The following is a 9,992-nucleotide window of genomic DNA, read 5'->3' on the forward strand; positions in this document are numbered from 1 at the left end:
ACGCTTATGGCCCGCGGACTGGTGATCGGTGAAGCGTTGATTGATGTGGTCGAGCGCGCCGGGCACGTCCACCGGAAACACGTCGGTGGTAGCCCGCTGAACGTTGCCGTGGGACTGGCGCGGTTGGGCCGTGGCGTCGACTTCTTGACGAACATCGGCGACGACGAGTCCGGCCGCCGTATCGCTGACTATGTTGAAGGTGCTGGGGCACAACTTATGTCAGAGGGTGCGACGGCGCGCCGAACGGCCACCGCGCGCGCCGAGCTGGGCGACGACGGCTCGGCGCGCTACACCTTCGACCTGGACTGGCAGCTCTCCGGTATTCCGCCGGTGAGCCCGCCGATTGTGCTGCATACCGGGTCCATTGCCGCGGTACGCGAACCCGGCTGCCTGGCCGTCGCTGCCCTGGTCGAGACGTACCGGCTCTCGGCCACCGTGACGTTCGATCCCAACGTGCGTCCCGTGGCGATAGCCGACCGTGATTCGGCCCGGGCGCGCATCGAGCATCTCGTCGAGCGCAGCGATATCGTCAAGGCCAGCGACGAGGACCTGCGCTGGATGGACCCGGACCGCATCCCGGAGCAGTTGGCACGGACCTGGCTGAGTGTCGGGCCGTCGGTCGTCGTGGTGACGGCCGGTGACCAGGGCTCGTTCGCGGTGTGCGCGGCCGGTGAGGTGCGTGTGGCGGCCCGACCGGTGCAGGTGGTGGACACCGTCGGCGCCGGTGACGCGTTCATTGTCGGCTTGATCGACGCGTTCTGGTCGGCAGAGCTGTTGGGCGCCGACCGCCGGGGTGAGCTCAACCGGATCGGGCTCGACACGCTGGCAGGCGCGTTGGAGGCCGCCAGCCTCGTGTCCGCGTTGACTGTGGGACGCGCCGGTGCTGATTTGCCTGATCGGAGCGCGCGCGACGCCGCCATGCGGGTGCGGTAGACGCGTATCCGGCAGCTGTTGCGGGCATACTTGCTGCATGCGTTCCATCTGGAAGGGTTCGATCGCCTTTGGGCTGGTGAACGTCCCGGTCAAGGTGTACAGCGCCACCCAGGACCACGACATCAAGTTCCACCAGGTGCACGCCAAGGACAACGGCCGCATCCGGTACAAGCGGGTCTGTGAGGTGTGCGGCGAGGTGGTCGAGTACCGCGACATCGCCCGGGCATTCGAATCCGACGACGGGCAGATGGTGCTCATCACCGACGAGGACATCGCCACCTTGCCCGAAGAACGCAGCCGAGAGATCGAGGTGCTCGAGTTCGTGCCGGCCAGCCAACTCGATCCGATGATGTATGACCGCAGCTACTTTCTGGAGCCGGATTCGAAGTCAGCGAAATCCTACGTGCTGCTGGCCAAGACGCTGGCGGACACCGACCGGGTGGCAATCGTGCACTTCGCGCTGCGCAACAAAACCCGACTTGCGGCGTTGCGTGTCAAGGACTTCAGCAAGCGCGATGTGATGGTGGTGCATACGTTGTTGTGGCCGGACGAGCTTCGCGATCCCGATTTCCCGGTGCTCGACAAGAAAGTCGAGATCAAACCCGCCGAGCTGAAGATGGCCGGTCAAGTGGTCGAGTCAATGGCCGATGACTTCAACCCCGATCGCTACCACGACACCTACCAGCAGCAGCTGCACGAGCTGGTGCAGGCCAAACTTGAGGGCGGAGAGGCCTTTACCACCGAGGAGCAGCCTACCGAGCTGGACGAGACAGAGGACGTCTCCGATCTACTGGCCAAGTTGGAGGCCAGCGTCAAGGCGCGGTCCGGCGGGAGCACACCGGCGAAAAAGAGCGCCGCCAAGAAAGCGCCGGCGAAAAAGAGCGCCGCGAAAAAGACCTCGGGGAAAAAGGCACCCGCCAAGTCCGGTTCGAGATCCTGACGCCGTCCGCTCAGAACGGCGGAGGTTCGTCGGGCTCCCCCAGCGATGTCCGTCGGGTGTAGGTGTAAGCCCGTTGCCGGGCCAGTCGGCTATCCGAAGGTAGTTCCGCCACCAATCCGTAGCCGGGCCGTGACCGTGTGACTTAAATGAATGCGGGAGCTATGAAGCGCCGCAACACCTGCTGTTCGACCCGACTGTTCGCCAGTGGCCAGTAGGCCAGCGACACCACCACGCGCACAATCCATTGCGCCGCTTCTGGATCGTCTTCGGTGATGCCGGTGAGGTCGGCTGCAAGATGACGTAGCACTGGCGATGAATGCAACTCGCCCAGTTTGGGTGGATTGGTTGAACTGAGCATTAGTCGCCTGAGGGGGTCTGACCTGATTTGTTCCAGTGCCACGGTGATGGCGGTGACGACTCGCTCCGGGCCACTCAGTCCATCGACCGCCCGCCGAACAGTATTAATGATGCCCGCTGATAGGCGCATCAATACCGCGTCCCGTATCTGCGCCTTGCCTCCGGCGTAGCGATAGATGGTGGCCCGCGAACAGTGGACTTGTGCTGCCAGGGTGTCGATGTCGAACGCACTCAGTCCCTCGCGGACTACGAGGTCGGTCGCAGCAGCGTAGATGCGATCAGCCGCTGCTGCGCGGCGGTCGCCACCAACGACCCAATCGTTGCGAACCATGAGGCACCTATCTACTTGCAACACCTCCTAGCGATCTTCTCAGTATTGAGACACTTTTGGCGAGACGTTTCACGTCGGTCCAGGTCGGCGAGCAACGATGAGACGCCATTGTCATTCGGCATGGACGCCGGGTTGCAACTTTGCGGACTTACATTGACGCGGCAGGTCTTCGCCGCACAGCGTGGAGAAATGACATCGGTGGATGGCCGCCTCGGCCTTGCGCTGTTTGACGATCAATTCATACAAAATCCGCACCCGCTGTACGAACAGATGCATCAGGTAGGACACGTCCACCGCATTGGGGACTCCGGCTTCTACGCCGTGAGCAGTTGGGACGCCGTCAACGAGGCGGTCGCACGATGTGACGATTTCTCGTCGAACCTGACCGCGACGATGATGTATCAACCCGGAGGCAGCGTGACCGCGTTCGAAGTCGGGCAACTCCGAGGAGCTACCCAGGCGCTTGCCACCGCTGACGAGCCGGCACATTCCGTCCATAGGAAGGCGCTGCTGCCACAATTGGCCGCGAAGCGCATCCGCGCCTTCGAACCATTCATTACAGATACCGCCGCTCGCAGTTGGAACGTCAACGCCCAGGGCGGTCGCATCGAATGGATGGGCGCGATGGCCAACCGGCTGCCGATGATGATCGTGGGCAGAATAATCGGTGTCCCCGACGCCGACATCGACAAGCTCACCCGATGGGGTTACTCGGCAACCCAAGTGGTCGAAGGACTGGTAACCGAAGATCAAATGGAGGCCGCCGGTATCGCGGTGATGGAACTCAGCGGCTACATCACCGAACAGTTCCAGCATGCGGCAGCCAACCCGCAAGACAATCTGCTGGGCGACCTAGCCACGGCGTGTGCGACCGGCGAACTAGGGGACCTGGCGGCGCTGACCATGATGATTACCTTGTTCAGCGCAGGTGGTGAATCCACGGCCTCCCTGATCGGGTCCGCCGCTTGGATTCTCACGACACACCCTGATGCCCAGCAGCAGGTTCGCACCCAACCGGAACTACTCGGCGCGTTCCTCGAAGAGGTGCTGCGCTACGAGCCACCTTTCCGAGGCCACTACCGGCACGTCGTCAACGACACCGAACTGTGCGGCGTGGAACTGCCAGCGGGTTCGCGCCTGCTCCTCCTATGGGGAGCCGCCAATAGCGACCCGTCGCACTTCGATGATCCAGGGAAGTTCCGACTTGACCGGCCAGTGAGGAAGAGTCACATGACCTTCGGCAAGGGAACGCATTTCTGCGTCGGAGCGGCGCTCGCCCGACTGGAGGCAAGGATTGTGCTCGGTCAAATACTCGAACGCACATCGAAGATCGAAGCCGCTGACACGGGGCGCTGGCTTCGCAGTCTGCTCGTGCGCCGTCTCGAACGCCTGCAACTGGACTGGGAATAGTCGACTCGACATACATGCGGGTACCACCCGAGCCGTCCGACCGGAGCGCCACCCGCGACTAGAACACGTTCTTGTTACGGTGGCGCCCGTGATACTGGACAGATTTCGCCTCGATGACCAAATCGCCGTCGTGACCGGTGCCGGACGCGGCCTCGGTGCGGCTATCGCGGTCGCCTTCGCTGAGGTCGGCGCCGACGTCGTCATCGCGTCCCGAACGCAGTCCGAACTGGAGGCCGTCGCCGAACAAGTCCGCGCCGTGGGCCGTCGCGCACACGTCGTCGTCGCCGATCTGGCCCATCCCGAGACGACCGCCGAGTTGGCCGGCCACGCCGTCGAAGCGTTCGGACGGCTGGACATCGTCGTCAACAACGTCGGCGGCACCATGCCCAACGCGCTGCTGAGCACCTCGACCAAAGACCTCAAGAACGCGTTCACCTTCAACGTGGCCACCGCGCACGCGCTGACCGTCGCCGCGGTGCCCTTGATGCTCGAGCACTCCGGCGGCGGCAGCGTGATCAACATCAGCTCCACCATCGGCCGGCTGGCGGGACGGGGCTTCGTCGCCTACGGCACCGCCAAAGCCGCACTCGCCCACTACACCCGATTGGCCGCGCTCGATTTATGCCCGCGGATCCGGGTGAACGCCATCGCTCCGGGGTCCATCGCCACATCGGCGCTGGACGTTGTCGCGTCCAACGACGACCTGCGCAAGCCGATGGAGCGGGCGACGCCACTGCGCCGCCTCGGCGACCCTGCCGAGATCGCCGCGGCCGCCGTGTATTTGGCATCACCAGCCGGGGCGTATCTGACCGGCAAGACGATCGAAGTCGACGGCGGGATCACCTTCCCCAACCTCGATCTGCCGATTCCGGACGTGTGAGGATTGACGGTCAGCCGCATGGGGTAATTTTTCGGCTAACCTAACTTTTTCTGTTAGACCTTCTCCGAAAGACGGTTGGTTGGCCCAGGACACGCTGAGCCGGCCCCAAGCGGGGTGGTACCTGCTCGGGCCGGCATTCGTCGCCGCGATTGCGTACGTCGACCCCGGCAACGTCGCCGCCAACGTCAGCGCCGGAGCGCAATTCGGCTTCAGGATGCTCTGGGTCATCGTCGCAGCCAATCTGATGGCCGGTGTTGTCCAGTACCTGTCGGCCAAACTCGGATTGGTCACCGGGCTCTCACTGCCCGAGGCGGTCGGCCGCCGGCTGAGCCGCCGGGTCCGCCTCGCTTACTGGGTGCAGGCCGAGCTGGTGGCGATGGCCACCGATGTGGCCGAGGTGATCGGCGGAGCGATCGCGCTGAAGATCCTGTTCAATCTGCCGTTGCTGCTCGGCGGGCTTCTCACCGGCGCGGTGTCGATGGTTCTGCTGTTCATCCAGGACCGGCGCGGACAGCGCTTGTTCGAGCGGGTCATCACCGGACTGCTGCTCGTCGTCGCGCTTGGTTTCACAGCCAGCTTCTTCGTTGCCACACCACCGCCCGGGGCGGTGCTCGGCGGCCTGCTGCCCCGATTCCAGGGCTCCGAAAGCGTGCTGCTGGCCGCGGCGATCCTCGGTGCCACCGTCATGCCGCACGCCGTCTATCTGCACTCGGGCCTGGCGCGCGACCGCCATGGTCACCTGGACGCGGGACCGGGACGACGGCGGCTGCTCCGGATCACGTTGTGGGACGTCGGTTTGGCGATGATGGTTGCCGGGGCCGTCAACGTGGCGATGCTTCTGGTCGCCGCGCTCAACATGCACGGCCGAGGCGGCAGCGGCTCCATCGAAGGTGCCTACACCGCTGTCCGCGACACCGTCAGCCCCACAGTCGCAGTGTTTTTCGCGGTGGGATTGTTGGCCTCAGGGTTGGCCTCGTCATCGGTGGGCGCGTATGCCGGCGCGATGATCATGCAGGGCCTACTGGACTGGTCGGTTCCGATGGTGTTGCGCCGACTGGTCACGCTGGTGCCGGCGGTGCTGATTTTGGCCAGCGGGTTCGACCCGACGCGGGCCTTGGTGTTGTCACAGGTCGTGCTGTCGTTCGGGATCCCTTTCGCGCTGTTGCCCCTGGTACGGCTGACCGGAGATCGAGCGCTGATGGGCGACGACACGAACCGCCGAGTCACCACCGTCGTCGGCGCGACGGTCGCCGTGCTGATTACCCTTCTCAATGTGGGGCTGATTTTCCTGACAGCGACGAGCTGATGCCGGTCCGCCGGCACGCTTACTTCGCGTATGGGTCGAACCTCTGCAGCCGGCAAATGGCGCGCCGCTGCCCCGACGCCGCCGATGCCCGTCCGGCGATACTGGGTGATCACGACTGGCTGATTAATCAGCGCGGCGTGGCCACCGTCGAATCGTTCTCCGGGAATCAGGTACACGGCGTGCTGTGGCAGCTCTCCGACCATGACCTGGCCGCCTTGGACAGCGCCGAAGGGATACCGGTCCGATACCGGCGCGACCTGCTGACGGTGTCGACGGACGACGGGCCGTCGGATGCTTGGGTCTACATCGATCACCGCGTTACTCCCGGTGCCCCGCGGCCGGGTTATCTCGAGCGGATCATCGGCGGCGCACTCCAGCACCGGCTGCCCAAACGCTGGATCGAATTCTTGTCCCGCTGGGACCCGGCCAGGTGGCCGCGCCCGACGTCGTCGCCGAAGTCAGCGAAACCACAGACCTTCTCGGCTTTACTGGCGCAACCGGGCGTCATTGAAACCAGCCGGCTGCGGTCACGCTTCGGCTTTATGGCCATTCACGGCGGTGGGCTGGAGCAGATGACCGACGTGATCGCCGAACGCGCCGCCGAGGCCGTCGGAGCGTCGGTGTACGTGGTGCGGCATCCTGACCACTACCCGCACCATTTGCCGTCGGTCTGCTTCAACGCTGAACAGTCGCCGCGGCTGGCCGAGTTCCTCGCCCACGTCGACGTGGCGGTGTCGCTGCACGGCTATGGCCGGTTGGGGCAGAGCACCCGGCTGCTGGCCGGGGGTCGGCATCGTGCGTTGGCCAGCCATTTGGCCCGCCATATCACGGTGCCCGGCTACCAGGTCGTCACTGATCTCGACGCCATCCCGCGGGAGCTGCGGGGCCTGCACCCGAAGAACCCGGTCAACCGGGTTCGCGTCGGCGGTGCTCAGCTGGAGTTGTCCTCGCGGGTGCGGGGCATCAGTCCGCGCAGTCCCCTGCCTGGCGAGGACGGTTTGTCTCCGGTGACCTCCGCACTGATCCAGGGGCTGGTAACCGCGGCCCGGTCTTGGTAGAGCCGACAGATCGGAGGTGGCAGTGGTCTCGCACGAATCCCGACCTTTCCGTTTCGGAGTGGGCATTCGCTCGGTCAAGTCGCGCGCCGCGTTGCAGGACAAGGCGCGACGGTTGGAAGACCTGGGGTTCGACGTGCTGCACCTGCCCGATCACCTCGGTGCGCCGGCACCGTTTCCCGCGCTGACCGCGATCGCTCAGGTGACGACGACGGCGCGGGTCGGGACGTATGTGCTCAATGCCTGCTTCTACAAGCCGGCGTTGCTGGCCCGCGATGTGGCCGGCCTTGACCTGCTCAGCGACGGCCGCCTCGACGTCGGCCTGGGCGCAGGGTATGTCCGGGAAGAGTTCGAGGCCGCCGAATTACCGTTCCCGAGCGCGGGGCGCCGCGTCGAGTACCTCGAACACATCACTACTTACCTGAAGAAGCACCACCCCAGCGTGCCGATCCTGATCGCCGGCAACGGCGACCGGCTACTGACCGTGGCCGCCCAGCGCGCCGACATCATCGGGCTGACCGGCGCCAGCCCCAGTTCTGCCGATGACCCGTTGGCCGAGCGCATCGAACTCGTCCGCAACGCAGCAGGCGAGCGGTTCGGCGACCTCGAGTTGAACCTGGCGATCACCGCGGTTTCCCGCGCCGACGGCGAGCTGCCGGATCTGTCGATGACCCGCCGGTATGCGCCGACGCTATCGGAGCAGGAGTTGCTGGCGTTGCCGGCAGTGCTGAGCGGGTCGACGCACGCCATCGCCGACAAGCTGCGGGCCCTCCGCGAGACCTATGGCGTGACGTCGTTCACCGTGCAGGAGAATCATGTCGACAGCTTCGCGAAGGTGATCGCGGAGCTGCGGTGACCAGCCACGGTAAGCTCCCCCGGTCGGCCCCCCGGCCGTCGGGGAGGTGACGAGAGCATACGCCTTTTTCTTGGTTAAGCCGCGCGGCCAGATCCGGTCTACTAGCACCCGGTTTCCGTCCCCGCGGGCCGGGGCGTCGCAGGCCCGGCGCACCTGCACCTTGTTGGTGCTCATTTGCATCCTCCCGTTGGCCGTCCCGGCCGCTCCTCTCGAGCAGGGTTGGGCGGACAGCCCGCGCGAGTGAGGCGGTGCGACCGCATCTTCTCGAACCATCCCGTTGCGACGGCCATGTGTGCCGGAAGCAGCCGCCGCAGGTCAAGTCAATATTTCGGCGAGCACGGTGGCCTCGCTGATGTCAACGGCTTTGCTCGCCGTGAGCAGGGTCAGGTTGCGGCTCCTTGCCAGCGCCCGCAGATGCTCCAGCGCCTCGGCCCGTTCCGGTTCGGTCAACTCGGCGCGGTAGCGCCGGGCGAACTCGACGAAGCGTTCCGGGTCGTGGTGGTACCACTTGCGCAGCTCGGTGGACGGCGCGATCGTCTTGCACCACTCGTCCAACTCTGCTTTCTCCTTAGTCATGCCCCGCGGCCAGATACCGTCCACCAGCACCCGGTTTCCGTCTCCGCGGGCCGGGTCGTCGTAGACCCGGCGCACCCGCACTTTGTTTGTGCTCATTCGCTGCCTCCTGTCTGTCGGCTCCCCCCGCGCTTCCGGGCAGATCACGCGGACCGAATGCCGCGCGATGGTGGCGACCTGGATGGAGCCGGCCGCGTGGCGAGCGGCCACTGGGGTCCGTACCCACGGGTCGAAATGATGCCCGTCGTGCCACGGTTTCGGATGGACACAGACCTTCTCCCGCACCGAGCGCTCCATCACGGGATGAGGTCGACGGTCCGCCGTTGATCCCGCCGAGCGTCAGCTCCTGCGCCCGTACACACCTGTGACGCCGCTCGGGACCAAGGACGAGGAATACGCCGTCGGGGACACGCCACTTGACATCGAAGGGCGGGTGCGACGGGCATCGGCATCGTCACCGGTCATTACTTCGCCGATCAGTTGCAGGCGGCGAAAGCCGATCACGTCCTGGGCTCGCTCACCGAACGGTTCCCCGTTCTCTGACTTGTCTCACGGCAGCTTGGCTACGGTCAGCAAGATCGCCGAATCTTCCAGCGCCTTCAGGCCATGACGGGCGTCGGGAACCTTCAACAGATCACCGGACCGGCCCTCCCAGGATTGGCCCTCGGATATCAGGCGGACCCGCCCGCGTAGCACGTGCACCGTGGCCTCCCCTGGATTGCTGTGCTCACCCAGTTCGCTGCCTTTGAGCATGCCGACCACGGTTTGGCGCAGCACCCGTTCATGACCGCCGACGACGGTGTCGGCGGCGGGTCGCCCGCCATGGGCGGCAGCCAGTTCGAGCTGCTGGGTGGCCAGGGCATCTAGAGATATCCGTTGCATGGCTCTCAGTATGGGTGCTGATGACCGAACCGGGCGATCCACTCGGCAGGCACCTGCTCGCCGGTGGCCGGATAGATCGTGTGACAAGGTCATGTGCCCGTCATGCCCGGATTCGCGATAGACCGCAACGCAATAGCCGCCTAGCACCGACGACGACAAACCGAATTGGGAGCCGCCTAACGCCGCCGCCACGACGAGCGCCACCACGCCGCGACCACGTACGCCCTCGGCGTCACGTGGACTTCGACATGCCCACTACACTCAAACCCGCCGCACCCGGCAACGCGACGCGCGCCGTCACGGCGCCGAGAACGGCACCAGGACGTCCACAACGCCGCTGAGATCGCTGTCCGCCGGGTTTTAGTTAGGTATTCGAAGACGTCCCCGGCCCTCGGGCCCTCGTAGCTCAGGGGATAGAGCACGGCTCTCCTAAAGCCGGTGTCGCAGGTTCGAATCCTGCCGGGGGCAC

11 protein-coding genes, 1 tRNA gene and 1 pseudogene are annotated in these 9,992 nt (G+C 65.2%); 8 read left to right on the top strand and 5 right to left on the bottom strand.

Features of this window, described 5'->3' with window-relative positions; translation table 11 throughout:
- The first annotated feature begins 6 nt into the window (after positions 1-6).
- Positions 7-933, top strand: a complete 927-nt coding sequence (locus WA317_RS10785; RefSeq protein WP_425173019.1) for a carbohydrate kinase family protein — start codon at positions 7-9, stop codon at positions 931-933.
- A gap of 37 nt (positions 934-970) precedes the next feature.
- Positions 971-1,873 carry a Ku protein gene (locus tag WA317_RS10790; protein ID WP_425173020.1) on the top strand — a complete coding sequence of 301 codons (903 nt, stop codon included), beginning with the start codon at positions 971-973 and terminating at the stop codon, positions 1,871-1,873.
- A gap of 142 nt (positions 1,874-2,015) precedes the next feature.
- On the opposite strand, the gene WA317_RS10795 is transcribed toward WA317_RS10790, so the two are convergent.
- Together WA317_RS10795 and WA317_RS10800 are read right to left on the bottom strand one after the other, a co-directional pair.
- Positions 2,016-2,561: a TetR/AcrR family transcriptional regulator gene (locus WA317_RS10795; RefSeq protein ID WP_425173021.1), complete on the bottom strand. Its 546-nt coding sequence runs from the start codon at positions 2,559-2,561 to the stop codon at positions 2,016-2,018.
- 111 nt (positions 2,562-2,672) lie between these two features.
- The gene (locus tag WA317_RS10800; RefSeq protein WP_425173022.1) at positions 2,673-2,855 is read right to left on the bottom strand and encodes a hypothetical protein; all 183 of its coding nucleotides are present in this window, start codon (positions 2,853-2,855) and stop codon (positions 2,673-2,675) included.
- Between the two features lie 27 nt (positions 2,856-2,882).
- Between WA317_RS10800 and WA317_RS10805 the strand changes: the two genes are divergently transcribed.
- The 5 genes from WA317_RS10805 (at position 2,883) to WA317_RS10825 (ending at position 8,068) form a co-directional block, all read left to right on the top strand.
- Complete coding sequence (locus WA317_RS10805) at positions 2,883-3,971, top strand: cytochrome P450 (protein ID WP_425173023.1); 1,089 nt, start codon at positions 2,883-2,885, stop codon at positions 3,969-3,971.
- 88 nt (positions 3,972-4,059) lie between these two features.
- Entirely contained in the window at positions 4,060-4,851 is a 792-nt protein-coding gene (locus WA317_RS10810) for an SDR family oxidoreductase (protein ID WP_425173024.1), read from the top strand.
- Positions 4,852-4,930: 79 nt separating this feature from the next.
- Positions 4,931-6,157 carry an Nramp family divalent metal transporter gene (locus tag WA317_RS10815; protein ID WP_425173025.1) on the top strand — a complete coding sequence of 409 codons (1,227 nt, stop codon included), beginning with the start codon at positions 4,931-4,933 and terminating at the stop codon, positions 6,155-6,157.
- Positions 6,157-7,215: a poly-gamma-glutamate hydrolase family protein gene (locus WA317_RS10820; RefSeq protein ID WP_425173026.1), complete on the top strand. Its 1,059-nt coding sequence runs from the start codon at positions 6,157-6,159 to the stop codon at positions 7,213-7,215. The genes WA317_RS10815 and WA317_RS10820 overlap by 1 nt, the downstream gene beginning before the upstream one ends.
- Before the next feature lie 22 nt (positions 7,216-7,237).
- Positions 7,238-8,068, top strand: coding sequence for an LLM class F420-dependent oxidoreductase (locus tag WA317_RS10825; protein WP_425173027.1), 831 nt, complete (start codon positions 7,238-7,240; stop codon positions 8,066-8,068).
- Positions 8,069-8,140: 72 nt separating this feature from the next.
- Here WA317_RS10825 and WA317_RS10830 read toward each other — a convergent pair.
- The 3 genes and pseudogenes from WA317_RS10830 to WA317_RS10840 form a co-directional block, all read right to left on the bottom strand.
- A pseudogene (locus WA317_RS10830) lies at positions 8,141-8,341 on the bottom strand (hypothetical protein); the annotation flags it as partial.
- Positions 8,342-8,383: 42 nt separating this feature from the next.
- A complete protein-coding gene (locus WA317_RS10835) occupies positions 8,384-8,740 on the bottom strand; it encodes a DUF488 domain-containing protein (protein ID WP_425173028.1) in 357 nt (118 codons plus the stop codon).
- A 450-nt stretch (positions 8,741-9,190) separates the two neighbouring features.
- Positions 9,191-9,523, bottom strand: a complete 333-nt coding sequence (locus WA317_RS10840) for a cupin domain-containing protein (protein ID WP_425173029.1) — start codon at positions 9,521-9,523, stop codon at positions 9,191-9,193.
- 395 nt (positions 9,524-9,918) lie between these two features.
- Between WA317_RS10840 and WA317_RS10845 the strand changes: the two genes are divergently transcribed.
- A tRNA-Arg gene (locus WA317_RS10845) sits at positions 9,919-9,991 on the top strand.
- Position 9,992: the final 1 nt, after the last annotated feature.

The sequence above is a fragment of the Mycobacterium sp. genome, assembly GCF_049802695.1.
Taxonomy (GTDB): domain Bacteria; phylum Actinomycetota; class Actinomycetes; order Mycobacteriales; family Mycobacteriaceae; genus Mycobacterium.